We start from the raw sequence: 26,137 nt of genomic DNA, 5'->3' as shown, positions 1-26,137 counted from the left end.
CTCGGATCCCATCGCGGGCAAGCATCACGACGCTCACGCGTTTCGAGAAACCGGGCTAGCCGACACCCTCAACCTCTCGAACACGCTGGCCGACAAAGGCTACCAAGGCACCGGAATGGTCACACCCATAAAAAAGCAACCAGGCGAAGAACATCTGCCAGATCACGCGAAACACCACAATCGCTTCGTGAACACCCACCGATACGTGATCGAAAGAACAATCGCTAACATCAAGACATGGCGCATATTCCACACCGACTACAGGCGACCACTACACACCTTCCACGATGCCTTCAACGCCGTCCGCGGACTCATCTTCTTCATCCAGAAAGAAACCAATTTTGCATAAGCCTCAATGTCTGAGGTACCCCATTTTTTGGACCACCGCGGAATTGGTAGTATTGCCGCGTTGACCGAAAGGATGATCGGGATGTCCAGTTCCCGTGGGAAGTATTCTCCGGAGTTTCGCGCCGAGGCCGTGCGCGAAGTCATTGATAAGTCGCGGGCTGTCGCGGACGTTGCCCGGGAGCTCGGACTCGTTCCGCAAACGCTCACGAATTGGGTGGCAGCACATCGCCGCGCGGATATCGAGAGCGAAGAAGAGCTGACGGTACAAGACCGCGCACGGATCAAAGAGCTTGAACGTCGGGTACGTGAACTCGAGGAGGAGAACCTCTTCCTGGGAAAAGCGTCCGCGTTCTTCGCGAAGAAGTCCCGCTGACTACCAAGCTGGAACTGATTCGTCGCGAAGAACGCGACCTCACCCACACGGTATCGACCCGCGAGATGTGTCGACTGATCGGCGTGAACCGATCTGGTTACGGCGAATGGCGCGTCCGGAAAACTTCGAGAACAGCGAAATGGCGAACGGAGATCATCTCTCTTATCCAGGCAGCGTCCGACGGCACCTACGGCTACCGCCGCATCGCCGCGCAGCTGGCGCGCTGGGCCGACCCGCGGCCCACGACACCGTCCGCCGGCTCATGCGCGCCGCAGGCCGGATACGCCCTCGCAGACCGCATGCGAACCGAGTTGGTCACCGAAGCACTCGACATGGCTGCCCGCACTCAACCCGACAGGCTCAACGACACCAGCTTCCACAACGATCGCGAATCCGTCGACACCTCGGCCAAATTCGGACAAGTCGCGAAAAAGCTCAACATCCGACAATCGATGGGTCGAACCGGCGTCTGCTGGGACAACGCGTGGGCCGAATCCTTCAACGGCACCCTCAAAAACGAACGATGCAACCGACCCACTATCCAACGAAAGAGAAAGCGATCCGCGACGCGGCACGATACACTGAGCTGCGCAACAATTAATAACGACTTCACTCGCTTACCGAACGAAGCCGAATAAGCGTGGCAAGACATGAATCTCGCCGCAGAGATAACTACTCACTGGTCCACAAAACGTTGGGTGGCTCAATCCTCCTTTTAATAATATTGGAATGGTGTTCGGAATGGTGTCAAAAAAGAATAGCCGTCGATGTCGTACTCGATCTCGAACCCGGTTGGTCGTTTGTTGCTATCCTGCGTGCGGGAGCCCCTTCTTCGTGCGGAAGCCCCTTCTGCGTGTGTCAGCGCAGCCAGGCGGTCGCATCCGCAGGCAGCAGCCGGCCCTGGATCGGAACGCTGGCGAGCAGCAGCTCACCCTCGGGCAACTCCACCGGCTCCGCGCCGAGGTTCGTGACCGAGCGCCAGCCGTTTGGGCGGCTGAAGTCGACGACATCCGCCTCCTCGCTGCACCACTGGAGGTGCTCGTCGGTCTGTAGCTCGCGCCGGAGCGCGAGCGCGCGGCGGTAGAGGGCGAGCGTCGAGTCCTCCGCCCGCTCCTGCGACTCGACCGAAAAGCCAGCGAACCATGCGGGCTGCGGCAGATGCGCGCCGCCCGGGCCGAAGCCGAAGGAGGACCCGGTGGACGTCCACGGTAGCGGGACGCGGCACCCGTCACGACCGACGTCGACCCCACCGCGGCGGAAGAACGTGGGGTCCTGCCGCTGGGAGTCGGGGATCTCGGCGACCTCATTCAGACCAAGCTCCTCGCCCTGGTAAAGGTAGGCGGAGCCGGGCAGCGCCAGGAGAAGCAGGGTCGCGGCGCGAGCGCGTCGCAGGCCCCGCGCCCGGTCGAGGACCGGCTCGGCACCTCCGCTTAGCAGCCACTGCGTCGCGGGCGCCGTCTCGGCGTCGCCTTGGGCGGGCAGACCGTAGCGGGTGGCGTGACGGACCACGTCGTGGTTCGAGAGCACCCAGGTGCTCGACGAGCCCGACTGCTCGGCGAGCCCGAGGCTGAAGGAGATCAGCCGACGGAACTCGGCCGCATCGAGGTCCGCTTCGAGCAGGTCGAAGTTGAACGCCTGACCCAGCCCCTCGGGGCTTGCGTAGCGGGCGCGGCGCGAAGCCTCCACCCAAGCCTCCGCCACGGCTGTGCGGGGCGGGTCGTAGGAGTCAAATAGGGCGCGCCACTCGGCGTAGACCTCGTGCACCTCGTCGCGGTCCCAGAAGGGGTGCGAGCCGTCGACCCGTGGGGCCTCGATCTCGGCCGCGGTCGGGAGTGGGAGCGTCAGGTCCTTGACCAGCCCGTGCGCCACGTCGATTCGGAACCCGTCGACGCCGCGGTCGGCCCAAAAGGTGAGCGTCCGGAGGAAGTCGTCGCGGATCTCGCGGTTCGCCCAGTTCCAGTCAGGCTGCTCCTTTGCGAACAGGTGCAGGTACCACTGCCCGTCACCGACCGGCTCCCATGCCGACCCGCCGAAGACCGCCTCCCAGTCGCTCGGCGGCTCGGAGCCGTCGGTGCCGCGTCCGTCGCGGAACACGTAGCGCTCCCGCTCGGGCGAGCCCTTCGGCGCGGCGAGCGCCTCCTGGAACCACGGGTGCAGGTCGGACGAGTGGTTGGGTACGACATCGACGACCACGCGGATGCCTGCCTCGTGCAGCAACGCCATCATCTCGTCGAACTCGGCGAGGGTGCCGATCCGCGGATCGACGTCGCGGTAGTCGGCCACGTCGTACCCGCCATCGGCGAGCGCCGAGGGGTAGAACGGGCTGAGCCAGACCGCGTCGATCCCGAGCTCGCGCAGGTACGGGATCCGCTCGATAATCCCGGCCAGATCGCCGATCCCGTCCCCATTCGCATCCGCAAAGCTCCGCGGATAAATCTGATACACCGCCGCCTGCCGCCACCACAGCGCATCCTCCACTGTCCCACTCCTCATAATCCCTCTCTCCGTCACGTCCATCATTCCCTCCACGTCATCCCCCATAATTCTCCCGCCCCGCCCCGCCCTCCCCTCCTTTCCTCTCCGCCCCGCCCCGCCCCGCGGGCCTCGGGACGGTGAGGTGCAAGGCGGAGAAGGGCGCGATACCGGAGGTATCGCAACCGCCGACAACGCCGCAGATCGCCGTCCCGAGGCCCGCGGGGTGAGGTGCAAGGCGGAGAAGGGCACGATACCGGAGGTATCGCAACCGCCGACAACGCCGCAGATCACCGTCCCGAGGCCCGCGGGTTCATTTGATGGCGCCTTGGGTGAGGCCGGACATGACCCACCGCTGAGTGAGCAGGTAGACGATGATTGCTGGCGCCATCGCCATCAGGTAGGACGCGAACGCGACGTTGTAGTCGTTGCTGAATTGCGTCTGGAAGATTTTCTGGAGCACCGGGAGCGTCTGGAGGGCCGCGTCTGAGGTGATCAGCGAGGGCATCATGAAGTCGTTCCAGGAGGCGAGGAAGGCGAAGATGCCGACCGTCGCGCTCATCGGGGCGAGCAGCGGGAACACCAGCCGCCAGAAGACCTGGTTCGTCGTTGCTCCGTCGAGTCGGGCGCTCTCTTCCAGCTCTTCCGGTAGTGAGCGGAGGAACGCGGTGAACAGCATCACGCTGAACGAGAGCTGGAACATGACATGCAGGATCGCGACGCCGATCGGGTTGTCGAGCCCGACCAGGCCGGTCAGCGACACCTGCGAGAGGGCCAGGACCGGGAACGGCAGGAACATCGCCGCCAGCAGGTAAAAGAACGACCAGCGGTAGAAGCGGCGGTGCCAGTTGCGCGAGATCGCGTAGGCGGCGAGGGCGGCGAGCACGATGGTCCCGCTGACGGTGATCACCGAGACGAGTACCGAGATCGCGAAGCCGCGTGGGAAATCGGTGAGGGCCCAGGCCCGTACGAAGCCGTCGACCGAGACCGGCAGCGGGAGTGAGAACGCACTGCCGTCGACGGCCTGCGCGGTGGTCTTGAACGCCATCGAGAGGGTGACCCAGAGCGGGCCGAGCACCGAGAGGGCGCAGAGCGCGAGGACGATCGTGAGCAGCAGGCTCGAGCGGTTGCGCCGAGACCCGCGGCGGGCGTCGGCATTGACGGCCGCGCGCGTGCCGGGGAGGGCGGGAGCGAGGGGAACCTGGCTGGTCATCAGAAGGCCGCCTTTCCGCGCGAGATGCGCAGTTGCACGAGCGCGATCACGAGCGCGATGAGGAAGAAAATTGTCGCGTTGGCCATTTGGTAGGCGTAGTCGCCGCTGGTGAAGCCCGAAAAGATCGTCATTGCGACGCTGCGGGTCGACGTACCCGGCCCGCCGTCGGTGAGGCCGACGATGATGTCGTACGCGTTGAGAAAGTTTTTGAAGCCGATCACGAGGTTGATGAGCACGTATCCGGCGACCAGCGGCAGCGTGATGGAGCGCAGCTGCCCCCAGGTGGAGGCGCCGTCGAGCGACGCGGCCTCGTACACGTCGGACGGGATCGAGAGCACCCCTGCGATGTAGATCAGGAGCGCGGAGGGCACGGCTTGCCAGGCTGTCACGATCACGATCGCGATCCAGGCCAGGTCGGGGTTCGCCAGCATGCTGGTCGCGAGCGGCGTCGCTCCGACCGATTCGGCGAACTCGGGCAGCGAATTCGAGAACAGGAAGTTGAAGACGAACGCAATGATGATCCCCGAGACCACCATCGGCAGCACGAACACCGCGCGCAGAGCGACCTTGCCGCGGATCTGCGCAGTGAGCGCGATTGCGAGCAGGAACGCGACCACGTTGACGAGCAGGACGCTCACCAGTGCGAAGCCAACGGTGAAGCCGTAGGAGGCGAGGATCGCCGGGTCCGAGAACAGCGCGACGTAGTTGGTCAGGCCGATGAACTGCCAGTCACCGAAACCGATCGAGTTGGTGAAACTGAAGAAGACGCCCATCAGAGCGGGCAGCGTGATCGCGAGAGTGAACAGCACAAGCACCGGTAGCAGATAGAGCGCGAAGGTGACGTCGGTGTGGTGCCGGCGCCGGGGAGCGACGGCCGAGCGGGGAGTCGCGGCGATGCGCTCCACTGCCCGGACGGGGATGGACGTGGCCATGGTGTCTCGTCTCTGAGAGGGGAAGGAAATCAGGACCGGAAGGCGATGCGCGCCCAATCGGCGTCGATCGTGCGCAGGGTCGAGGCGGGGTCGGAGCCGAGAACCATCCCCTGCACGTAGTTCTGCAGCGGGATGTTCTGCGGCACCAGCTGCGAGGCACCGAGGCTGAAGGCGGCGCGGTCGTAGAACTCCTGCAACTCGACGAGCGTCGGCTGCTGGACTGCGGGCGCGTCGCTGGTGACACCGAAGGCGTTGTTGTCGGCGTTGTACGCGTCGATAATCTCGGGCTGCATCAGGAAGGAAAGGAACTCCCGCGCCGCCTCCTTCTTGCGCGAGGCCTCGGGGATCCAGAGCGCTAGGTCGATGTTGACGCGCACGCGGCGCTCGGCGGGATCCTCGGTCATCGGTAGCGGGAACGCGCCGATCGAGAGATCGGGCGCCGTTTTGGCGATCTCGCTGAGCGCCCAAGGACCCTGGAAATACATCGCGGCCTCGCCCTGCGCGAAGGCGAGGTTGCCGTCTCCGTAGCCGCGGCTGGCTGCGTTCGGGTTGGAGTACGCCGCGATCTGGAGCATCTGCTGCACCGGCGTCACGAACTCCTTCTCGAAGGAGACGGGTGAGTCGGCTCCCACCGCGGCGCCCTGCGTCTTCAGGCGGCTAAAGAAGTCACCGAGGTCGACGGTGCCGCCGACGGAATAGTCGAACAGGCCCTGCGAGAGCGTCCACGGATCCTTGACGGTGCTGTAGAGCGGAGTGATGCCGGCAGCGGTGAGCGCCTCACAGACCGCGAGGAACTGGGTCCAGGTCGTCGGCACCTGGAGGCCCTGCTGCGCGAAGATCTCGCGGTTATAGAGCACCGACGCCAGCATCAGCGAGTACGGCAGGACGCTGGTGCGGCCAGGATAGGCGGCGGTCTGCTCGATCAGCGGCCAGATCGCGGGGTTGATCCGGGCGGCCTCTGGCAGGTCCGACAGGTCGCTGAATGCACCGCGCTCGACGAATCGTGCGACCTCGAAGTTGTAGTTCAGGCAGCCGAGATCCGGCGGATTGCTGCGCACGAACCCGGCAGAGAGGTTGGAGGAGAAGTCGTGGACGACCCGCACTCTCGGCTGGGCGGCATGGAAGCGCTCGATGACAGCGTCGAAGTAGCCGATCACCTCGGGTTTCGACTGGAAGAACGTGATTTCCGTGACGCCGAAGGAGGCTGGGCGCGAGGCGCAGGCCGAGAGGCCGAGCGCTGCGGCGCCGGCTCCCGCTGCGGCAAGCACAGTGCGGCGGCTGAGGCCGGAGGGGGTGCAAGGGGGCACGTCATTGTCTCCCGTGATCGACGGCAACGTTGCTGTTCAAACTAAATCTAATCTATAAATCTATTACCAGATGTACTGTTGCAGCCGATCCAGCCGAGGTCAAGACGAAGGGGGAGCGAATGTCCGAGAGCACCTTCTCCCTGCAGCGCCGACGCACCGCACACGACGTGCTCGAGAACGCCTGGAGCGGCGAACCGTTCACCGCCTCCGACCTGATCGCCCGCACCGGACTTACCCGCTCCACTGTCATCGCGGTCTGCGACGACCTGATCGAACTCGGCTGGCTGGAGGAACTCGAGAACCAGCGTGCGGCCGGCGCATACGTGAAGGGGCGACCCGCGCGCCGCTATGCGCTGCGGCGCCGGGCCGGAGTGGTAGTGGGCGTCGACGCCGGACAGCACAGCATCGGTGTGCTTGTTGCCGATTTGCTCGGCGATAGCGTGGTGCGGCGCATCGAGAGCGTCGACCACGAGCGGATCGACGACCTCTTGCCGCAGCGGCGCCGCGCCGACATCGAGCGGGTGATCGACCGCGCCCTGGAACAGGCCGGGGTCGAGGACTCCGCCGTGCTCGCGCTCACGCTCGGCGTCCCGGCACCGGTCGACGCGCTCGGCGCCTCCCCCGCCGACGCCAACGGCTTCTGGGCCGCGATGAACCCCGGCCTGGTCGACACCATCACGGCTCACGGCCGGTCGCCCGTCATCGACAACGACGCCAACCTCGCAGCTCTCGCCGAGGGGTGGCGCGGCGCGGCAGTCAACTGCGACGACTACCTGACCCTGCTCTCCGGCGAGCGGCTTGGCGGCGGTGTGGTGCTCGGCGGCGCACTCCTGCGCGGTGCCCGCGGGCTCAGCGGGGAAATGCGCTACCTCGACATGGTCGAGGGCGTCGGCTCGGCCGACGGCGTTGCCGCGCTGGCCCGAATCTGGGCGCGGGAGGCGCTCGCCCGCCCCGGCCGACCCGCCTCCCTCCTCGAGGGCGTCGAGCATCTCGGCGCAGAGCAGGTGATCGAGGCCGCCCTCGCCGGCGACGCCCTCGCAGGAGAGGTCATGGACCGCCTCGCCGACCGGCTCACCCGGATCGCCGCGACCCTCGCCAACCTGCTCGACGTGTCACTGATCGTCGTCGGTGGGGCTCTCGCCGCGTCAGCAGCGCCACTGCTCGAGGAGGTGTCGGCCCGCGTCGCTGCGCATGTGCACGCTCCCGCTCCGCGCATCGTGGCCTCGACGCTCGGCGACCGGGCCGTCGTACTCGGCGCTGTGCGGGCCGGACTCGATCGGGTACGCGCCGATCCGCTCGCACTCCACCTGCCCGGGCGCACGCTCGGCTCCGCGATCGGCTGAGACTACTGCGCTCCAGGTACCGGGGCGTTCAGAAGGTCCAGCGGCACTCCGGCGACGTGGGCTACGCGTCGCCGTCGAACATTGAGGTGACGGAGCCGTCATCGAACACCTCGTGGATGGCACGGGCCAGCAGCGGAGCAATCGGCAGCACCGTCAGTCGGTCCCACTTCTTGTCCTCCGGCAGCGGCAGCGTATCGGTCACCACGACCGAATCAATGAACTCCGAACTCAGCAGCTCGACGGCCGGGTCAGAGAACACTGCGTGCGTCGCGGCCACGACGACGCCGATCGCGCCGGCCTTCTTCAGCGCCTCCGCAGCCTTCGCGATGGTGCGGCCCGTGTCGATGAGGTCGTCGACAAGCAGGCACACTCGGCCCTGCACTTCGCCAACGATCTCGTGCACAGAAACCTGGTTCGCGACCTTGGGGTCGCGGCGCTTGTGGATGATCGCGAGCGGCACGCCGAGCTTGTCACTCCAGATGTCGGCGACGCGGACGCGCCCCATATCCGGCGAAACGACGGTCAGGGTCGAGGGGTCAAGCTTCTCGCGGAAGTGCTCGAGCAGCACCGGCATCGCGAACAGGTGATCGACGGGGCCGTCGAAGAAGCCCTGGATCTGCGCGGCGTGCAGATCCACCGACATGATCCGGTCGGCTCCGGCCGCCTTGAAGAGGTCGGCGACGAGGCGGGCAGAGATGGGCTCGCGCCCGCGCCCCTTCTTGTCCTGGCGGGCGTAAGGATAGAACGGGGCGACAACGGTGATCCGCTTGGCCGAGGCGCGCTTGAGCGCGTCAACCATGATCAACTGCTCCATCAGCCACTCGTTGATCGGCGACGTATGTGACTGGAGGACGAACACGTCGCCTCCGCGCACCGACTCGCCGTAGCGGACGTACAGCTCGCCGTTGGCGAACGTGCGTCCCTCGGTGGTGACGAGTTCGGTCCCAAGTTCGGCGGCGACCGCCTCCGCCAGTGCCGGATGCGCCCTCCCCGAGACGAGGACCAGGCTCTTGGTGTTGCTGGCGGTGATGCCGGTCACTGTGCTCCGCTTCCTCCGGTAGGCGCGTGGTCGGAGCCTGCGGGCTCCGAAGTCGGGGCCGCGTCGGCTGCGACGGCCGCTGCGGTGCCCGGACGGTGGGTCTGCACCCACCCGGCCATATTTCGCTGCGGAGCGACGGTGATCCCGAGAGCCCCGGCGGGGATGTCCTTGCGGACGACCGTGCCGGCGCCCGTGTACGCTCCGTCCCCGATTCTAACGGGGGCGACGAAGACGGTGTGCGACCCGGCGCGCACGTGGGAGCCGATGACGGAGGACGCCTTCGTCACTCCGTCGTAGTTCGCGAAGATCGAACCGGCGCCGATGTTCGACTCCTCGCCAATCACCGCGTCACCGACGTAGGAGAGGTGCGGGACCTTCGATCCCGCGCCGATGGTCGTGTTCTTAGTCTCGACATAGGCGCCGATCTTGCCGCGCGCGCCCAGGACGGTGCCGGGGCGGAGGAAAGAGAACGGACCGACCTGCGCCCGCGCACCGATGACGGCGAGCGTCGCGTCGGAGCGCTTCACGACGGCATCCTCGCCGACCTCGCAGGAGTCGAGCGTGGTGTCGGGGCCGACCACCGCGCCCGCGGCGATGACGGTCGGGCCCTTGATCTGAGTGCCGGGGAGGATTTCGACGTCCGGCGCGAGGACGGCGTCGATGTCGATCCAGGTGGTCGCCGGATCCTGGATCGTGACGCCCTCGAGCTGCCAGCGGCGCACGATGCGCGCGTTGAGTTCAAGCGCGGCGTCGGCGAGCTGCGCGCGGTCGTTGATCCCGGCGACGAGCCAGCGATCCTGAACGGGGACCGCCTCAATAGCTCGGCCGACGGCCTTGAGTGCGGCGGCAGCATCGGTGAGGTACTTCTCGCGCTGGGCATTCTCGGTACCGATCGTGCCGATCACCGAACGGAGAGCGGCAGCGTCGAAGGCATAGACGCCCGCGTTGATCTCGGTGAGGGCGAGCTGGTCGGCGCTCGCGTCCTTCTGCTCGATGATCGAGGCGAAGGCGCCGTCGCCACCGCGGACGATCCGGCCGAAGCCGGTCGGATCCTCGAGCACACAGGAGAGCATCGTCAGCGCGTTCGCCGCGGCCAGGTGCTCCTCGACGAGGCGACGGAGAGTCGGAGCGTCGAGCAGCGGCACGTCGGCGCTGAGCACCACCACCGTCCCGGCGAACGACGCGGGCAGGGCAGCGAGGCCGAGTTCGACTGCGCGGCCGGTGCCGGGAATCTCGTCCTGGTCGACGACGAGCGCCGTCGGCGTGTGCTCAAGAACCGCCTCCGCCACCCGCTCGCGCTCGTGGCGTACCACCGTGACGACGTGCGCGGCGTCGAGCGAGGCGGCCGTGTCGAGCACGTGCCCGAGCAGCGGCCGACCGGCCAGGCGGTGCAGCACCTTCGGAGTGCGGGACTTCATGCGGGTACCCTGGCCTGCCGCCAGGATCACGACGGCGAGCGTGCTGTCTGCCATGATTCGTTCTCCTCCATGAGCGCTCCGGCTGACCACTAAAGATCCTCGGCAACCCTCAGAACTCTGTCGGTGATCGGATCGGCGACTCGTCTCAAACGGACAGCCGACAGGTTCCCGGACATGTCCCGGGGCCTCGGACTGGCTGCGCGCCGCCGATCACGCTACCGGAATCGACAGCGGGCCGTCCCGGTTGCGGCGCCTCGCCGGTTTGGCGACCCCCTCAGACCCGCCGCAGCCAAAGGGCTCCCGGTCGTCTCGAAACCGTAGCTCAATCCCGACGACTCTTCCCCTTGGGAGCGTTCGACGAGTCGCCTCAACTCTCCAGCCAGGCAGTGAATTCGTCACGGTCAAATCCGGCTCGCCCCGGTGGAAGATGCCTGTTTTTGGAGCGAAGTACTGAGACGTAGGACCACAGCGTGTCGCCGTCTACAAAATGCACGCGACATGCGGTCCGCAGCAGCCCCCAAGTAGTCGCGGTTTGAACCTGCATGCCGCTCGGCTCCCCCGCGAGGAGAGCGGCCGGGCCGGCGTCGTCTGTGAAAAACACGGCCTTGATATTCCGACTGTGGATGATGGCAAGAGTCTCCGCCTCGCCGAGATTCTTCGTAGGAGCGTCGCCGGGTCGCGACAGTTGCTTTCGGTAGACAGTCGTCAAAATATGCTCCCCGGGATTCTCGGGGAATAGCGGTTCGCCAAAGAGATCTGGCGCATCCTTCAAATCCTCGAGATCCGGCTCAGATGAGGACATCCGGCATTCGTGAGCGACGGTTGCACACCAGGTGGGATGGCCGAGCAGTCGACGAAGGAGGTCCATTCGGTGAAGGTAGGCGAAGTTGATCAGAACCGTGTTGTCAGGGAAAAGCCAAACTGTCACGCGCAGGCGCCCCTCAGGTGCTGAGACCGAGGAGGTCAGCGAGAGCGTCGGAAGAGAGTGCACCCCCACCGGTCGGCTCGTCGACCTCCAGATCGACCGGGTCCACCCCGAGCATCCAAGCGAGCGTGTCCTTTCGAACAGTCCCCTGCGCGATCTGCGCGATGTGAGCATGTTGAAGAGCAAGCGGGAATCTTCGCGTCGAAGCTGCATCCATTCGTACCGTGATGGGGTCTCCAGGCTCGGAGGTCTTCCAGTGGCGCCGCAAGAGCCGTTGCGTGGGCTGGGTCGACCACGTCTCCAGATAGTCATTCATCGGGAGGCGCAAAGCAACGATTCGGTTCTTTAGAGCTTCGACGGAAACGCCTCGGTTCCAGACATGCTCCGCTATGTCTGCCTCCGTCACCACTGTCCAATCGATGTTCTGAATCCATGTTGCGGGAAGAAGAATTTCGGCGGCGAATGCATTAGCCTCCGGCTCGCTGGAAACCACCTCTGCCGAACGACCTTGCCGGAAAGACTCCTCCTGGTGAACAAGATGTCCGAGCTCGTGAGCCAGCGACCAGTTCTCCCGAAACCAGTTCCCAGTCGCCTCGAGCGCGATGATTGCTCGATCGCCGAAGCGAAAAGAGTATGCGGAGGTGATTTCACTCAGGCGCACGACGTCGATGCCCAGAGAATCTAAACGGTCGGCAAATGGACGGATGAAGTCGTCTCCGAGTGCGACTCGCGCCGACTCAAGCGTCTCGGGGACGTCGGACGCAGCGAGCCCGCCCTGAACCTGTTCGTAGGCGAGAAGGACCGCATCGAGATGCGGGAGATCGATATCCTTGCCCGGTACGTGATGACGCCGCGTCTCCTGATCGAACGAGTGGCGCGCGGCCGCGACTACCCGATTCGGGTCGGGCGACCCGGTGATGATGAAGTGCAGGTCAGCGTCAAGGAGATCTGCGATCTTCGCGAGTTCGATTGCGGCAAAGCCGCGCTCGCCTCGGAGCGCGCGCGAAAAGGCGTCGGGAGTCATTCCGACGTCCGCTGCGATGCTTCGCTGAGTACTACCGCTCGGCAGCAGGCCAGCAACTCGCTGTCCGATGTGTGCAGTCATGTGTGCATGATACGCGTCCGTTGTGAAAATCCCAACGAATACGCCAACACGCGCGACAGTCGTGCACACGCCGCTCCGCCACCAGGATTCGAACCTGGACCGGACAGCTCCAAAGGCTGCCGTGCTGCCGTTACACCATGGCGGACCGCGCTCTCGCGCGCCGTCTATCCTGCCATCCCCGCGCCCCCTCCCCTTCCCCCTCGCCTCCCCGCCCCTCCCCGCCCCCCCTGCCCCCCTCCGCGAAATGTCGCGACATGCCAACGATCGGTCGAGATGCCGCGCCGTGGCGGCCGATCTCGTCCGGCTTGCGGCATCTCGCGAGCCGCCCAGCCACCACAATGGACGGGTGAGCGCGAATGACGAGGTCGACGGAATCGTCGATGCCTGGGTGCGCGAGCGCCCCGATCTCGACTTCACTCCCCTGCAGGTGTTCTCGCGGATGCGTCGACTGGCCAAGCAGCTCGAGCGCGCACGCGGCAGTGCCTTCGGGCGCTCGGAACTCGAGACGTGGGAATTCGACGTGCTCTCGGCCCTCCGCCGCGCCGGCGCGCCCTACCGGATGAGCCCCAAACAACTCCTCCAAGCCACGATGGTCACGAGCGGCACCATGACCAACCGAATCGACCGCCTGGTCGAGCGCCAGCTGGTCGAGCGCCTCGACGATCCCAACGATGGCCGCGGCGTGCTGGTGCAGATGACACCGTCTGGCGTTGCCCGCGTCGACGCCGCGATCACCCGCCTCGTCGATGCAGAGCAGGAGCTGCTCAACGCGCTCACTCACGCGCAGCAGGAGCGACTGGCGCAGCTCTTGCGCAAACTGTCGCTCGACTTCGGCTGAGCGAGACTGCGACGCAACGTCAGCTGCGAGGCGCAGTTCAGCCGCGATGGCGCTCAAACACCCCTCTCAGGGCACGGTGCGTCAGCGTTCGAGCTGTTCCGAGAGTTCGAGCCAGCGGAGTTCGAGTTCGGCGGACTCGTCCTCGTGAGAACGGAGCGTCTCGTTGAGGGCAAGGATGCCGTCGTAGTCGTCCTGGTCGTGCGTCGCCATCTTCTCGTGCACGGCGGCGATGAGCTGCGTGAGTTTGGCCAGGCGTCGGTCGATCGCCGAGACTTCCTTCTCGGCAAAGCGGCGCTCAGCCCCGGCAAGCCCACTCGACGCAGGCACGGAAGAGGCTGCGGCCGGCGCCCCCTTCTGGAGCGCGCGGCGCAGATCGAGGTACTGCTCTACTCCGCCGGGCAAATGCCGGAAGGCGCCGTCCATCACGGCGTACTGCTGGTCGGTGACTCGCTCCAGGAGATAGCGGTCGTGGGAGACGACGAGCAGAGTGCCCGGCCACGAGTCGAGCAGATCCTCGATTGCGGCGAGCATGTCGGTATCGAGGTCGTTGGTCGGCTCGTCGAGGATCAGCACGTTCGGCTCACTCAGCAGGATCAGCAGCAGCTGGAGCCGCCGGCGCTGCCCGCCCGAGAGGTCCTTCACTGGGGTGGACAACTGGGCGCTAGAGAACCCGAGCCGCTCGAGTAGCTGGCCCGGCGTCATCTCCTTGCCGCCGATCGAGTAGCTGGTGCGCTGCTCGGCGATGATCTCGCGGACCGGCTGGTGCTGCACCTCCGTCAGCTCGCGCAACTGCTGGTCGAGGATCGCGACGCGCACGGTGGTGCCGCGCTTCACGCGTCCGCTGGTCGGCTGCACGCTGCCCGCGACGAGACCCAGGAGGGTGGACTTCCCGGCCCCGTTCACGCCGAGGATGCCGGTGCGCTCGCCGGGCGCAATCCGCCACTCGATCCTGTTGAGGACCGTCCGCTCGCCGTAGCGGACGGTGACGTCGAGCAGATCGACGACGTCTTTGCCCAGGCGCGAAACGGCAAGCTGCGAGAGCGAGACCGAGTCGCGCACAGGAGGCTCGTCCTCGATCAGCTGGTTCGCGGCGTCGATGCGGAACTTGGGCTTGGCGGTGCGCGCGGGGGCACCGCGGCGGAGCCAGGCCAGTTCCTTCTTCATGAGGTTCTGCCGCTTGGCCTCCATGGTGGAGGCCATCCGGTCGCGCTCAACGCGCTGGAGGATGTAGGCCGCGTAGCCACCCTCGAAGGGCTCGACCAGGCGGTCGTGCACCTCCCAGGTGGCGGTGCAGATCTCGTCGAGGAACCACCGGTCGTGGGTGACGACGGCGAGCCCACCCGAGGACGCGGCCCAGCGGCGCTTGAGGTGCTCGGCGAGCCAAGCGATCCCCTCGACGTCAAGGTGGTTGGTGGGCTCATCGAGGAAGACAACGTCCCAGTCGCCGACCAGCAGCTTGGCGAGGGCGACGCGACGGCGCTGGCCACCCGAGAGGGAGCCGATGACCCCGTCCCAGGGGACGTCGCGGAGGAGTCCGGCGATCACGTCGCGGGTGCGCGCGTCGCCCGCCCACTCGTGCTCCTGCAGGCCGCCGACGACGGCCTGGGCGACGGTCAGATCCTCATCGACGGTGTCGGCCTGGTCGAGCATCCCGAGCGTGATACCCCGGCGGTGGGTGACCCGGCCGGAGTCAGGTTCGATGCGCTGCGCGAGCAGGCGAAGGAGCGTCGACTTACCGTCGCCGTTGCGGCCGACGATCCCGATGCGGTCGCCCTCCTCGATCCCCAGGGAGATGTCGTCGAAGATCACGCGCGTGGGGTATTCGAGTCGCAGCGCCTCGGCGCCGAGCAGATGTGCCATAGGGGTCTAGCGTAGGCGCTGGCGCCCGTGCGACCCGCCGCTGTGCCGTTCTCCCGCGTGCCCGCGGTGTGCCCCTCTGCGCGTGCCGCACGCCCGCGAGAAGCCAAAAGTTGTCGCACTCGGCGTCGAGTGCGACAACTTTTGGACTTTCGCGGCGGCCGCTAGCGCGTGGGGGCCGGTACGGCGACCGAGACCGAGCGCTGGTGAAGGCCCGTTGCGCCGTTCGGGGCGGGCGGGCGCTCGACGGTGGTCTGCACCGTCCCGTCGGTACCCGTCGCCCTGACGGTGACGACATGAGTGCCCGGAGTAGCGTCCCACTCCTGCACCCACTGGATCCAGGTGTCGGCCGTGACCGCCTCGGCGAGTCGCGCCTCCTGCCAGACCCCGTCGTCGATCTGCACCTCGACCTTGGCGATGCCCGTGTGCGGCGCCCATGCGACTCCGGCGATCGCGATCGTGCCGGCCTCGATCGGCTGGCCCTGCCGGGGCACGTCGATTCGGGACTCGATCTTGATGGGACCGCGCTCGGTCCAACCCCGGGTCGACCAGTAGGCGAGATCCGCTGCGAACGTGGTGACCTTCAACTCGACGACCCACTTCGTCGCCGACACGTAGCCGTAGAGGCCCGGGACGACCATCCGCACGGGGAAACCGTGCTCGACGGGGAGCGGCTCGCCGTTCATCCCGACGGCCAGGAGACTGGCGCGGTTCGTGTCTTGCAGCACATCGAGAGGAGTGGAGGCCGTGAAGCCATCGACGCTGCGGGACAGAACCATGTCGGCTCCAGCCGTCGGCCGCGCCCGCGCCAGTAGCTCGCGGAGGGGGTAGCCGAGCCATAGCGCGGTGCCGATCAGGTCGCCACCGACCTCGTTCGACACGCAGGAGAGGGTAACGAGGTGCTCCTCCAGCGGAAGGGCCAGTAGCTCGTTCCAGGTGATCTCGATCTCCTCCTCGACCATGCCGGTGATACGCAGCGACCAGTCGGCCGGCTCCACGGAGGGCACGGAGAGCGCGGTGTCGATCCGATAAAACCGCGCATTGGGGGTGACGAAGGAGCTGATGCCCTCGATGTGATCGAGCACGGCGCCGGCCGGAAGGGCGGACGCACTGCTTGCGGGCACCGGAAGTGCCACGGCCTGGCGCACGGCGGTCACTGCGGCGGAGGCAGAGGTGAGAATGCGTGCGCCGGTCCCGATGACAACGGCGGCGACTCCGGCGACACCGACAAAGCGCAGGAACGAGCGGCGACCAGTGGCGGCAACCTCGTCGTCCTGCTGCCAACCGCGGAGGCGGACGGAGGCGGAGCGCAGCACACCGGCCCCGGCGACCATGCCGACGACGCTGGGCGCTGCGTCGACCCAGGAAGCGCCCTCGCGGCTGACCGAGGCAAGCGCGCCGAGACCGGCGACGACGGCGAGCAGCACGACTCCGAAGGGCGGCCGGCGGTACTCAAGCAGCCCCGCGCCGACTGCGAGGACGGCGATCGCGACGGCGATCGAGAGGAGGAGCACGACCTTGTCGCCGGTGCCGAACAGAGCGATGACCGCATCCTTCACCCCCGGTGGCGCGATGTCGATCACGAAGCTGCCGACGGCGATCAACGGACTGCCGGCGGCGCCGGTGAAGACCGCAACGACCTCGGCGAAGGCCAGGGCGACGGCGGCGGCCACGATTCCCGACAGGATCGCGAGGAGGACGTCTCTTCTCGGGGGCATGAGCGGAACTCTAAGCCACGAGGTCGAGTCTTCCTACGGAGTGGCGCTCGCCCCCCCATGAACGCAGGTGCACGTCGCACAGGAGCGAGCCGTTCGACAACGACGCGAGCCGCTATGTCGAGAGCAGCCGGGCGCCGTGCACCGGGCCAGACACCCGGATCGCGCGGAGCCGTGCCGCACTCAGCTCGAGCTGCAGGTCGAGCGCGGCATCGGCATCCGGAGCGAGAAACGCCACGGTCGGGCCGGAGCCGGAAACGAGGCCACCCAGGGCTCCCCGCCCCTCGCCGACCTCGAGGATCCGCGCGAGCCCGGGCTGCAGGTGCAGAGCCGGCGCCTGCAGATCGTTGTACATTGCGTCGGCGAGCATCGCCGGATCGCCCGCGCGCAGTGCCTGGAGCACGTTCGGGTCAATCGTCGGCGTCGCCGCGATGGGGCGGAAGTCGTGCAGGTGCCGCTCGCGGTGCCGGTCGAGTTCGCTGTACACCTCGGGCGTCGAGAGACCCTGGTCCGAGAACACGAGGACCCACTCGAACCGACCCTTCGCCAGCGCCGGGCTCAGCTCATCGCCCCGGCCGACTCCGATCGCAGTGCCTCCGGTGAACGAAAAGGGCACGTCGGCACCGAGGCTCGCGGCGATACTGAGCAGCTGCTCCCGAGTGCAGGCCGTGCCCCAGAGGGCGTCGCACGCGAGGAGCGTCGCCGCGGCATCGGCCGATCCGCCGCCCATGCCGCCCGCAATCGGGACATTCTTCTCAATCTGGAGATGCACCCCGCCGCGGTAGCCGGTCGCTCGGGCCAGCGCGCGGGCCGCCTTGATCGCGAGGTTCGAGCCGTCCAGAGCGAGGCCGCTCGTGTCGATCGTGCCCGAGAAGGTGACGGAGAAATCGGACGCCTCGGTGGCGAAAACGTCCTCGTAGAGCGAGAGGGACTGGAAGGCCGTGGCGAGTTCGTGGTAGCCATCCTCGCGGACTGCGCCGACTTTGAGGAACACGTTGATCTTGCCGGGCGCTCGCGCGTGGACCCGAGTCGACGTCTCGGGAGGGGCCATGCATCCACGCTACAGGGTGGCGGAGGCGCCCTCGTCCGCGTCCGAGAAGGCCTCTGGGTCGCGTTCCGCACCGTCTTGGTCGGTGCCCGAGGAAGGCCCATCGGTTTCCGCCCGAGGCCCGCCGGGCCCTGCCGCAGAGTCACCAGTGTCCGACATGAACTCCTCAGACACCGTCCCAGCTCGGCCAGGTACCGCCCCGCCCCGTACGGGAACGCGCGCAGGATCGAGCGCGCGTCCGAGGCGCACAAAAGCGGCGACATCGAGTTCCTCGCCGCGGGCGGTCTGCGGGACGCCAGCCGACTCGAGCGCCGCGATTGCGGCGGCGCTATCGCCGAAGAGCGCGGCGAGAGACTGGCGGAGCATCTTCCTCCGCTGGGCGAACGCGGCGTCGACCACCGCGAAGACCGCGCGGCGCAGCGATTCATCGCCCGGCTCCTCCCCCCGCTCGAACCCGACCAGCACACTCTCGACGTTCGGAACCGGCCAAAAGATCTGCCGCGAGACCGTCCCGCCGGTGGACCAGGAGCCGAACCACGCGGCCTTTACGCTCGGCCCGCCGTAGACCTTCGAGCCCGGAGTCGCCGCGAGCCGGAGTCCCACCTCGGACTGCACCATCACCACTCCGGAGCGGATGCTCGCGAAGTGCTCGAGGAAGTGCAGCAGCACCGGCACTGAGATGTTGTACGGGAGGTTGGCGACGAGCCGCACGGGCTCGCCCGGCACCTCGAGGACCTTCATCGCGTCGGCGTGGATGACGGCGAGGTCAGAGCCGGGCGCCATCAGCTCGACAGTGCGTGGCAGCTGCTCGGCCAGGCGCCGGTCGATCTCGACGGCCACGATCTGCGCACCCGCCTCGAGCAGCCCCAGCGTGAGCGAGCCAAGCCCGGGACCGATCTCCACGACGGTCTCACCCGGCTGCACCCGCGCGAGCTTGACGATGCGACGGACGGTGTTGGCGTCGTGGACGAAGTTCTGACCAAGCTTCTTGGTCGGAGTGATGTCGAGGAGCGCGGCGAGGTCGCGAAGCTCGGCGGGGCCGAGTAAACGCGGAAGGCTTCCGACGCGAGGCTCGGCGGCGTGACGGCCGGTCATGCCAGAGGCCCGACCGGCTCCGTCAGCTCGGAGCCGACCTCGCCGCCCCACTCGCCGTAAACGGCCTCGGTGTTGGAGGCAATCGTGGCCGCGAGGTGCCCGACGTCGGTCTCCAGGGTGGCCGCCATCGACCGGAGGGTGTGCGGGATGAGATATGGCGCGTTCGGCCGGCCACGGAACGGCGTCGGTGTGAGGTAGGGCGCGTCGGTCTCGACCAGAATGAGGTGGCGCGGAGTGGCGATCAGCGCCTCTCGCAGCGGCTGCGCGTTCGTGAAGGTGACGGTTCCGGCGAAGGAGAGGTACCAGCCCTCGTCGGTACACATTCGCGCGATTTCCGCGTCGCCGGAGAAGCAGTGGAAGACGGTGCGCTCGGGGGCGCCGACGCGGCGAAGCGTATCGATGACCTCGCGGTGCGCGTCGCGGTCGTGGATCTGCAGGGCGAGGTCGTGCTCCTTGGCAATGCGGATGTGCTCTTCGAACGAGCGGAACTGGGCGGCGCGCCCGCTCTCGCCCGTGCGGAAGAAATCGAGGCCGGTCTCGCCGATCGCGCGCACGCGGGGCTGCTCGGCGAGTTCCGCAATGACCGCGAGCGCGGCGTCGAGCTCGCCGCGCTGGTCCAGCTCGGGGGCCTCGTTCGGGTGAATGGCGACGGCGGCGAGCATCCGCGGCTCGGACGCGGCCATCTCGGCCGACCAGCGGCTGGTCTCGACGTCGGTGCCGACCTGGACGACACCGCGGACGCCGACGGTGGAGGCCCGGTCGAGCTGCTCACGGTAGTCGAGGACGTCTGGGGCGCCGCCAGCCGGTTCCTCGGAGCCGCGGTGCGGATTCGGAGCAGTGCGGGCGGGGACCATCTCGAGGTGCGTGTGGTTGTCGTAGACCGGCACGACGAGCGCCTCGGGCAGCGGTGGATACGTCAGATCGCGGCCAGAGGAGGCCTCGCGGGCGCGGACGTGCTTGCTGTCAGTCATGCGCTCCAGGGTACCGGGAGGGGTGGGAGCGGGAGCGGACATCCCCCGGAGTCCGCACGCCCCGAGCGGACGTTACGACTGATGCTAAGAGCCTGCGCAGGCGCAAAGCATAGGCTCTTGAGCAATCGAACGCGGATCAATCATCCGGCCTCACATCAATTGAACCGAGTGCATTTTCGAGATGAATACCCGTATTTGTCTTCTCTATTGACGACGTACTGGTGAAGAATCGCACGAGCCAGTCCTCCTGCGCGCTCCGCTCATCCAGACACCCCATCGCTCCGGTCACCATCGTCGTAGCGTCTCCCCTCAGCGTTCCATCCGTGAATGTCACGGCCAGGTTGATCGGGTTGCACGGACTCTGAATGACGACGATGGTTCCTGAGGCGGATGTGGCGAAGGAAAGCCTGATAGGCGTAGCACTTAACCACGCCGCGTCACCCTCCGCATTCTCACCACCACTCGAAACGTAGTCGCCACACATGAACGGAAGGATCATCCCGGATTTGCATGCATTCATCGACGACGAACCCTGGGCTGCGCTCGGCGACGACGAGGCACAACTCGCAAGAAAAAACGCACCTCCCACCAGGAGTGCGATCTGGGCAGACCGGACTCTGCGACGTGCTCGACCGAACATGCGCGCCTCCCTATTCTCCAGAAAAAACACGGGAGACTATGGCAGATCAGCACCATCGCCGCCGTCAGGAGGCGGGCGCCTCGATGCGCGGGAAAAGAGGTGCGAGGGTGCCGACGGTAGTACCGACCGGGAGGACCCCCCACCGGCCCGCCTCGCGTAGCGGCTGCGCGGTGAGCGTACCCAGCGCCTCCGTGACCCCCAGCGCCTCCCAGAGTGTGGTCGTGGCCCGTGGGACGACCGGCGAGAGCAGCACAGCCAGGGCTCGCAGCCCCTCCGCCGCCGTGTACAGGACGGTACCCAGCCGCTCGCGGTCGTCGCTCTTAGCGAGAGCCCAGGGTTCCTGCTCGGTGATGTAGCCGTTCAGGTCCTCGACGATGCTCCACACGGCGGTGATCGCGTCGTGGATCGCGAGCGCCTCGATCGAGCGGTCGGCAGCGGCGGCGGCCTCGGCGACGGTGCGCTGCACCCGCTCCTCCGCCTCGGTGAGCACGCCCGGTTTGGGGACGACCCCCTCGTAGTAGCGGTGCAGCATCGCGATCACGCGGGAGGCAAGGTTGCCAAAGCCATTCGCGAGTTCGGCCTGGTAGCGGGCCGACAGGTCCTCCCACGAGAACGAGCCGTCCTGGCCGAAAGTGATCGCGCGGAGAAAGTAGTAGCGGAACGCGTCGGAACCGAATGTGTCGGTGATCTGCTCGGGCGCGATGCCGGTGAGCTTGGACTTCGACATCTTCTCGCCGCCGACGAGGAGCCAGCCGTGACCGAAGACCTGCTTGGGCACCTCGAGTCCGGCGGCCATCAGCATCGCGGGCCAGATCACCGCGTGGAAACGGAGGATGTCCTTGCCGACGATATGTGTCGCGGGCCAGCGGCGCTCGAACTCGGCCTCGTCCTGCCCGTAGCCGACGGCGGTGATGTAGTTGAGCAACGCGTCGAACCAGACATAGACGACATGGGAGTCGTCCCACGGCACCTTCACTCCCCAGTCGAAGCTGGATCGCGAGATCGAAAGGTCAGCGAGCCCCTGGCGCACGAAGCTGATGACCTCGTTACGGGCCGACTCTGGCTGGATGAAGTCGGGGCGTTCCTCGTAGAGGGCGAGTAAGCGCTCGGTGTACTCGCTCATCGAAAAGAAGTAGTTCTTCTCTTTGAGCAACTCGACCGGCTTCGAGTGGATCCGACAGACGTACTGCCCGGCGTCGTCGCCGGTGCCCTCCTCGAGGTCTGAGAGCTGCTTGTACTCCTCGCAACCCACGCAGTAATAGCCCTCGTACTCGCCGGTGTAGATCGCGCCCGCGTCGTACAGCTTCTGCAAAAACTTTTGGACGTTGACCTCGTGCCGTGCATCGGTCGTACGGATGAAGTCGTCGTTAGCGATGTCGATGGTCTCGAGCAACGGCTGCCAGGCGGTCGCGACGAGACGGTCGGCCCACTCCTTGGGCGTCGTGCCGTTGGCCGTGGCGGTGCGGAGGATCTTCTGCCCGTGCTCGTCGGTACCGGTCAGAAGCCAGGTGTCGTCGCCGGCCTGCCGGTGCCAGCGGGTGAGCACGTCGGCGGCGACCTCGGTGTAGGCGTGCCCGATATGCGGGACGTCGTTGACATAGAAGATCGGTGTCGTGAGATAGAAGGAGGCGCCGTCGGACATGGCGACCATCCTATTCATCGCGCAGGTCGTCTCCTCCCGTGTGACGACGCCTGGGGACAACGCGCACGGATCGCATCTGGGGAGGGACGGGCCTTAGCGACGCGAGGCGAGTGCGGCCTCGTAGAGCACGCGACGCGAGAGCCCGGTCACCTCAGCGACCTCGGCCGACGCCTCCTTCAGCCGCGAGCCCGCGGCGACCCGCGCGAGGACGTCCGAGAGTGCGTCTTCTATCGAGGCCTGGCGGACCGGCGCTCCCTCCACGACGAGGCATATCTCGCCGCGGAGCCCGCCGACCGCCCACTTGGCCAGCTCTGCTGCCGTGCCCCGGCGCACCTCTTCGAACATCTTGGTGAGCTCGCGGCAGACAACGACACGCCGCTCTGGCCCCATCACCTCGACCAGGTCGGCGAGTGCGTCGCCGATCCGGTGCGGCGACTCGAAGAAGACCATCGTGCGGCGCTCGTCGACGAGGGCGCGGAACGTCGAGATCCGCTCGCCGTGCTTGCGCGGCAGGAACCCCTCGAAGGTAAACCGGTCGGTCGGCAGACCTGACACGGCGAGCGCCATCAGGACCGCGGACGGCCCGGGAAGCGCGGTCACCGCCACTCCCGCTGTCACCGCCACCTCGACCAGGTGGTACCCCGGATCGGACACCGTCGGCATGCCCGCGTCGCTCAGCACGAGGAGGTCCTCGTCGCGGGCTAGCGCGACGAGCTCGGCCGCGCGCTCGCGCTCGTTGTGGTCGTGCAGGGCGTAGAGCATCGGACGGTTTTCGATGCCGAGCGCGCGCAGGAGCTGGATTGTCACGCGGGTGTCCTCGGCGGCAATGTGCCGGGCGGAAGACAGCGCCTCCACGAGCCTGCGGGAGGCGTCGCCGAGGTTTCCGATGGGCGTGCCCGCGAGGATGATCATGCAGCCAGTCTCCCAGCCGCTTTCCCGGCGATCCTGTCCGCTCTGTAGGCCTTGGCGTTCGTAACCGAGGTTGAAAGCGCACAAATGCGGCCGGGGAGGGCCCGTCGGGAGTCTCAACCTCGGTTGCGAACGTGCGGTCTCCGGCGCAGTGATGACACAAGGCGGCAGCCCGAGCGCGTGCGACCGCACGATTAGCATGGCCAGGTGACGGACCGATCGCAGCGCGACTTCGACGACCTGCTCCTCGATGCGACGGCGTCCACGAGTTCGGTCCCGGTCGAGTCGGCGGAAGCGGTGCAGCGCCGTGAGCGGACGCCCGCTCCGGACATCCCCCGCGGCTCCTGGTTCGACGATCTACATGCGCGCCTCGTCGCCTCGCCCGCCCGTCGCCGGCTGTACGAGTGGGGGTTGCCACTGCTCGTGATCGCCCTGGCCGCCGTGCTGCGGCTCTGGAACCTCGGCTCTCCGCGCTCGCTCGTGTTCGACGAAACCTTCTACGTCAAGGACGCCTGGACACTGTGGAACCTCGGCTTCGAGGGCGGCTGGCCGGAGAAGTCAGACTCGGGCTTCGCGGCGGGCGACGTGGACACCTTCACGGGGGCACCCTCGTTCGTCGTGCATCCGCCGCTTGGCAAGTGGATCATTGGGCTGGGCATGGGCGCGTTCGGCGCCGACGACAGCGTGGGCTGGCGCATCTCCACCGCACTCGTCGGGATTCTGGCGGTGGCGCTCGTGATCGTGGTCGGCAGGCTCCTCTTCCACTCGACGGCCCTCTCCTCCTTGGCGGGGCTCCTGCTCGCCCTCGACGGGCACGCGATCGTAATGTCACGGGTCTCGCTCCTCGACGGCATCCTGATGTTCGTGGCCCTCTGCGGAGTCGCGGCGATCCTCCTGGACCGGCGGTGGACCGAGCTGCGGCTTGCGCAGAAGGTCGCGGCGGGGGCACTGCCGAGCTGGGGTCCGGTGCTCTGGTGGCGGCCGTGGTTGCTGGTCGCGGGTCTGCTCTTCGGGCTGGCCGCGGGGGTGAAGTGGACCGGGATCTACTTTCTTGCCGCGTACGGCGTGTACGTGGTCGTGGTGGATGCGCTGCAACGGCGTCGAGCGGGAGTGGCGTTCTGGGCGAGCGGCGCGATCCTCAAGCAGGGTCCGGTGACGTTCCTCCTGGTCGTGCCGATCGCGCTCGCCGCCTACCTCGCGACTTGGACGGGCTGGCTCCGCACCTCCGGCGGCTGGTCGAGACAGTGGGCAACTGAGGCGCCGGGCAATGCGTGGACCGGTGCGCTTGCCTGGGTCCCCGACTGGGCACAAAGTCTCTGGCACTACCACGTGCAGATGTACGACTATTCGATCAACCTGCGCGCCTCGCACCCCTACGAGGCGAACCCGCTGACCTGGCTGCTGATGCTGCGGCCGACCAGCATGTACTTCGTCGACCGGGCCACGGGGGTCGACGGATGCACTGCGGTGCGGTGCGATGAGGCGATCACCTCGGTCGCCAATCCGCTGATCTGGTATGCCGGCGTGCTCGCGCTGGCATACCTCCTCTATCGGCTCGCCCGCTACCGGGAGTGGCGAGCGGGATTCGTGCTCATGGGGATCGTCGCGGGATACCTGCCGTGGTTGCTCTATCTCGACCGCACCGTCTTTCAGTTCTACTGCGTCGTCTTCGAGCCCTACATGATGCTGGCGCTCGCGCTGAGCGCCGGGATCGTGATCGGGCGACCGGGCGAGGAGCGGAGACGGCGCACGCGTGGGATCCTCCTCGTGCTCGTATTCACGGTGACGGCAGCGGCCCTCACCGCGTACTTCCTGCCGCTGTGGATCGGCCAGCAGACATCGTTTGCCTTCTGGCAGGCCCATATGTGGCTGCCGTCGTGGGTCTGATCCGTCAGCTGAGTCCGGGAGTCGCGGCGTGCACGCTCGCGGCGGTCGTCGCTGCGGTGGTGCACGCGGTCGTCCCCGCGGTGCCGATGCTGACGGCGGCCGTGGCGCTCGGGATTCTGGTCGCGCAGGTTCCCTCGGCCCGGCCGCTCCTCGGCGGCGAGCTGGCTCCGGGGCTCAGGTTCTCGTCGCGATCGCTGATGCGCGCGGGGATCGTGCTGCTCGGGCTCAAGCTCTCGCTGGTCGACAGTGCGGCGCTCGGCTGGGGCGCCATTCTCGTGGTGGTGGGGATTGTGCTGGCAACCTTCGCACTCACGTGGGCCCTCGGTCAGGCGCTCCGGCTGCCCGGGCGAGAACCGTTGCTGCTGGCGGCCGGGTTCGCAATCTGCGGAGCGTCCGCGATCGGCGCGATGGCTGGGGCGACACGAACGAGGGAGCAGGAGCAGGCGACGCCGGTCGCGCTGGTGACGCTCTGCGGCACGCTGGCGATCGCGGTGCTCCCGGCGCTGCAAGGACCGTTTGGACTCTCGGATGTGCAGTTCGGGCACTGGGTGGGCGCCTCGGTACACGACGTGGGCCAGGTCGTCGCTACCGCCCAGGTGGCCGGGGGCTCGGCGCTGGCTGTGGCGGTCCTGGTGAAGCTGACGCGGGTGGTGATGCTCGCGCCGATGGTCGCGGTCGCGGCGGCCGTGACACGGCGTCGCGGGGAGTCGGGCGGGTCGCGACCGGCGATCGTCCCGCTATTCGTGGTCGGGTTCCTCTCGGCGGTACTGCTGCGCACCCTCCTGCCGCTGCCCGCTGAACTGATCGCCGTCGCGGACACCGCGCAGACCTGGCTGCTCGCCGCGGCGCTCGTCGCGCTCGGCAGTGCGGTGCGGGTGCGGGCGCTGCTGACGACCGGTTGGCGGGCGCTGGTGGTCGCGCTCGTGTCGTGGGCGTCGATCGCCGCGATGGGGCTGGCGGCGGTGCAGCTTGCGCTGTGAGGGTGGCTCCTGCGGCGAGGGTCGTCTGTGACGGGATGCGTCACTCCAGCTCGGCGATGTCGGCGGTGCCCACTAGCGTC

General features: G+C 67.2%; 22 protein-coding genes, 1 tRNA gene and 1 pseudogene. 7 read left to right on the top strand and 17 right to left on the bottom strand.

Annotation, left to right across the window (positions count from 1 at the left end):
* From B0H03_RS02500 to B0H03_RS02490, 3 genes are all read left to right on the top strand, one after another.
* Positions 1–349 (top strand): transposase family protein (locus B0H03_RS02500; RefSeq protein WP_165827970.1); only part of this gene is annotated, 349 nt, incomplete at its 5' end.
* An 81-nt stretch (positions 350–430) separates the two neighbouring features.
* Positions 431–721, top strand: a complete 291-nt coding sequence (locus B0H03_RS02495) for a transposase (RefSeq protein WP_104263735.1) — start codon at positions 431–433, stop codon at positions 719–721.
* 83 nt (positions 722–804) lie between these two features.
* Positions 805–1,359: an integrase core domain-containing protein gene (locus B0H03_RS02490; RefSeq protein WP_165827969.1), complete on the top strand. Its 555-nt coding sequence runs from the start codon at positions 805–807 to the stop codon at positions 1,357–1,359.
* Positions 1,360–1,579: 220 nt separating this feature from the next.
* Here B0H03_RS02490 and B0H03_RS02485 read toward each other — a convergent pair whose 3' ends face one another.
* The 4 genes from B0H03_RS02485 to B0H03_RS02470 form a co-directional block, all read right to left on the bottom strand.
* The gene (locus tag B0H03_RS02485) at positions 1,580–3,241 is read right to left on the bottom strand and encodes a glycoside hydrolase family 13 protein (protein WP_104263733.1); all 1,662 of its coding nucleotides are present in this window, start codon (positions 3,239–3,241) and stop codon (positions 1,580–1,582) included.
* Positions 3,242–3,506: 265 nt separating this feature from the next.
* Positions 3,507–4,406, bottom strand: a complete 900-nt coding sequence (locus tag B0H03_RS02480; RefSeq protein ID WP_104263732.1) for a carbohydrate ABC transporter permease — start codon at positions 4,404–4,406, stop codon at positions 3,507–3,509.
* Positions 4,406–5,338 (bottom strand): carbohydrate ABC transporter permease, encoded by a 933-nt coding sequence (locus B0H03_RS02475; RefSeq protein WP_104263731.1) that lies wholly within the window; start codon positions 5,336–5,338, stop codon positions 4,406–4,408. The genes B0H03_RS02480 and B0H03_RS02475 overlap by 1 nt, the downstream gene beginning before the upstream one ends.
* A 29-nt stretch (positions 5,339–5,367) precedes the next feature.
* Positions 5,368–6,645, bottom strand: coding sequence for an ABC transporter substrate-binding protein (locus tag B0H03_RS02470; RefSeq protein ID WP_104263730.1), 1,278 nt, complete (start codon positions 6,643–6,645; stop codon positions 5,368–5,370).
* Positions 6,646–6,764: 119 nt separating this feature from the next.
* Between B0H03_RS02470 and B0H03_RS02465 the strand changes: the two genes are divergently transcribed.
* Positions 6,765–7,988: an ROK family protein gene (locus B0H03_RS02465; protein WP_104263729.1), complete on the top strand. Its 1,224-nt coding sequence runs from the start codon at positions 6,765–6,767 to the stop codon at positions 7,986–7,988.
* Between the two features lie 61 nt (positions 7,989–8,049).
* Here B0H03_RS02465 and B0H03_RS02460 read toward each other — a convergent pair whose 3' ends face one another.
* The 5 genes from B0H03_RS02460 to B0H03_RS02440 all read right to left on the bottom strand — a co-directional run bounded on the left by B0H03_RS02460 (position 8,050) and on the right by B0H03_RS02440 (position 12,620).
* Positions 8,050–9,027, bottom strand: coding sequence for a ribose-phosphate diphosphokinase (locus B0H03_RS02460; protein WP_104263728.1), 978 nt, complete (start codon positions 9,025–9,027; stop codon positions 8,050–8,052).
* Complete coding sequence (gene glmU, locus B0H03_RS02455; protein WP_104263727.1) at positions 9,024–10,499, bottom strand: bifunctional UDP-N-acetylglucosamine diphosphorylase/glucosamine-1-phosphate N-acetyltransferase GlmU; 1,476 nt, start codon at positions 10,497–10,499, stop codon at positions 9,024–9,026. Before glmU ends, B0H03_RS02460 begins: the two co-directional genes overlap by 4 nt.
* A 313-nt stretch (positions 10,500–10,812) precedes the next feature.
* A complete protein-coding gene (locus tag B0H03_RS02450; protein WP_202129818.1) occupies positions 10,813–11,313 on the bottom strand; it encodes a hypothetical protein in 501 nt (166 codons plus the stop codon).
* A 73-nt stretch (positions 11,314–11,386) separates the two neighbouring features.
* Positions 11,387–12,475, bottom strand: coding sequence for an ImmA/IrrE family metallo-endopeptidase (locus tag B0H03_RS02445; RefSeq protein WP_164860170.1), 1,089 nt, complete (start codon positions 12,473–12,475; stop codon positions 11,387–11,389).
* A 73-nt stretch (positions 12,476–12,548) separates the two neighbouring features.
* Positions 12,549–12,620, bottom strand: a tRNA-Gln gene (locus B0H03_RS02440).
* Positions 12,621–12,821: 201 nt separating this feature from the next.
* On the opposite strand from B0H03_RS02440, the gene B0H03_RS02435 reads away from it, so the two are divergent.
* Entirely contained in the window at positions 12,822–13,313 is a 492-nt protein-coding gene (locus tag B0H03_RS02435; protein WP_104353949.1) for a MarR family winged helix-turn-helix transcriptional regulator, read from the top strand.
* 81 nt (positions 13,314–13,394) lie between these two features.
* Here B0H03_RS02435 and B0H03_RS02430 read toward each other — a convergent pair whose 3' ends face one another.
* The 8 genes and pseudogenes from B0H03_RS02430 to rsmI all read right to left on the bottom strand — a co-directional run bounded on the left by B0H03_RS02430 (position 13,395) and on the right by rsmI (position 23,193).
* A complete protein-coding gene (locus B0H03_RS02430) occupies positions 13,395–15,173 on the bottom strand; it encodes an ABC-F family ATP-binding cassette domain-containing protein (protein ID WP_104263711.1) in 1,779 nt (592 codons plus the stop codon).
* A 161-nt stretch (positions 15,174–15,334) separates the two neighbouring features.
* Positions 15,335–16,888, bottom strand: coding sequence for a molybdopterin-dependent oxidoreductase (locus B0H03_RS02425; RefSeq protein ID WP_104263710.1), 1,554 nt, complete (start codon positions 16,886–16,888; stop codon positions 15,335–15,337).
* 112 nt (positions 16,889–17,000) lie between these two features.
* A complete protein-coding gene (locus B0H03_RS02420) occupies positions 17,001–17,936 on the bottom strand; it encodes a 4-(cytidine 5'-diphospho)-2-C-methyl-D-erythritol kinase (protein ID WP_104263709.1) in 936 nt (311 codons plus the stop codon).
* A gap of 228 nt (positions 17,937–18,164) precedes the next feature.
* Positions 18,165–19,028 (bottom strand): annotated as a pseudogene (rsmA, locus tag B0H03_RS02415) (16S rRNA (adenine(1518)-N(6)/adenine(1519)-N(6))-dimethyltransferase RsmA); the annotation flags it as partial.
* On the bottom strand, positions 19,025–19,999 hold the full coding sequence (locus tag B0H03_RS02410; RefSeq protein ID WP_104263707.1) for a TatD family hydrolase: 975 nt from the start codon (positions 19,997–19,999) through the stop codon (positions 19,025–19,027). The gene B0H03_RS02410 and the pseudogene rsmA, both read right to left, overlap by 4 nt.
* Positions 20,000–20,135: 136 nt before the next feature.
* Entirely contained in the window at positions 20,136–20,498 is a 363-nt protein-coding gene (locus B0H03_RS02405; RefSeq protein ID WP_104263706.1) for an META domain-containing protein, read from the bottom strand.
* 205 nt (positions 20,499–20,703) lie between these two features.
* Positions 20,704–22,281 carry a methionine--tRNA ligase gene (metG, locus tag B0H03_RS02400; protein ID WP_104263724.1) on the bottom strand — a complete coding sequence of 526 codons (1,578 nt, stop codon included), beginning with the start codon at positions 22,279–22,281 and terminating at the stop codon, positions 20,704–20,706.
* Positions 22,282–22,374: 93 nt separating this feature from the next.
* Entirely contained in the window at positions 22,375–23,193 is an 819-nt protein-coding gene (rsmI, locus tag B0H03_RS02395; protein ID WP_104263705.1) for a 16S rRNA (cytidine(1402)-2'-O)-methyltransferase, read from the bottom strand.
* A gap of 204 nt (positions 23,194–23,397) precedes the next feature.
* Between rsmI and B0H03_RS02390 the strand changes: the two genes are divergently transcribed.
* Positions 23,398–25,077, top strand: coding sequence for a dolichyl-phosphate-mannose--protein mannosyltransferase (locus B0H03_RS02390; protein WP_104263704.1), 1,680 nt, complete (start codon positions 23,398–23,400; stop codon positions 25,075–25,077).
* Positions 25,056–26,057, top strand: a complete 1,002-nt coding sequence (locus tag B0H03_RS02385) for a YeiH family protein (protein WP_104263703.1) — start codon at positions 25,056–25,058, stop codon at positions 26,055–26,057. Before B0H03_RS02390 ends, B0H03_RS02385 begins: the two co-directional genes overlap by 22 nt.
* The last annotated feature ends 80 nt before the right edge of the window (positions 26,058–26,137 follow it).

Source organism: Rathayibacter iranicus NCPPB 2253 = VKM Ac-1602 (genome assembly GCF_003149025.1).
Classification (GTDB): Bacteria; Actinomycetota; Actinomycetes; order Actinomycetales; family Microbacteriaceae; genus Rathayibacter; species Rathayibacter iranicus.
This window is presented reverse-complemented; position numbering and strand designations above follow the sequence as displayed.

What these genes read in the sequence shown, in the direction of transcription:
- B0H03_RS02450 (WP_202129818.1), bottom strand. Translation starts at nt 11,313, where the DNA reads ATGGACCTCCTTCGTCGACTGCTCGGCCATCCCACCTGGTGTGCAACC.
- B0H03_RS02495 (WP_104263735.1), top strand. Translation starts at nt 431, where the DNA reads ATGTCCAGTTCCCGTGGGAAGTATTCTCCGGAGTTTCGCGCCGAGGCC.
- glmU (WP_104263727.1), bottom strand. Translation starts at nt 10,499, where the DNA reads ATGGCAGACAGCACGCTCGCCGTCGTGATCCTGGCGGCAGGCCAGGGT.
- B0H03_RS02445 (WP_164860170.1), bottom strand. Translation starts at nt 12,475, where the DNA reads ATGACTGCACACATCGGACAGCGAGTTGCTGGCCTGCTGCCGAGCGGT.
- rsmI (WP_104263705.1), bottom strand. Translation starts at nt 23,193, where the DNA reads ATGATCATCCTCGCGGGCACGCCCATCGGAAACCTCGGCGACGCCTCC.
- B0H03_RS02485 (WP_104263733.1), bottom strand. Translation starts at nt 3,241, where the DNA reads ATGATGGACGTGACGGAGAGAGGGATTATGAGGAGTGGGACAGTGGAG.
- B0H03_RS02425 (WP_104263710.1), bottom strand. Translation starts at nt 16,888, where the DNA reads ATGCCCCCGAGAAGAGACGTCCTCCTCGCGATCCTGTCGGGAATCGTG.
- B0H03_RS02405 (WP_104263706.1), bottom strand. Translation starts at nt 20,498, where the DNA reads ATGATCCTTCCGTTCATGTGTGGCGACTACGTTTCGAGTGGTGGTGAG.
- metG (WP_104263724.1), bottom strand. Translation starts at nt 22,281, where the DNA reads ATGTCCGACGGCGCCTCCTTCTATCTCACGACACCGATCTTCTATGTC.
- B0H03_RS02475 (WP_104263731.1), bottom strand. Translation starts at nt 5,338, where the DNA reads ATGGCCACGTCCATCCCCGTCCGGGCAGTGGAGCGCATCGCCGCGACT.
- B0H03_RS02430 (WP_104263711.1), bottom strand. Translation starts at nt 15,173, where the DNA reads ATGGCACATCTGCTCGGCGCCGAGGCGCTGCGACTCGAATACCCCACG.
- B0H03_RS02420 (WP_104263709.1), bottom strand. Translation starts at nt 17,936, where the DNA reads ATGGCCCCTCCCGAGACGTCGACTCGGGTCCACGCGCGAGCGCCCGGC.
- B0H03_RS02410 (WP_104263707.1), bottom strand. Translation starts at nt 19,999, where the DNA reads ATGACTGACAGCAAGCACGTCCGCGCCCGCGAGGCCTCCTCTGGCCGC.
- B0H03_RS02465 (WP_104263729.1), top strand. Translation starts at nt 6,765, where the DNA reads ATGTCCGAGAGCACCTTCTCCCTGCAGCGCCGACGCACCGCACACGAC.
- B0H03_RS02480 (WP_104263732.1), bottom strand. Translation starts at nt 4,406, where the DNA reads ATGACCAGCCAGGTTCCCCTCGCTCCCGCCCTCCCCGGCACGCGCGCG.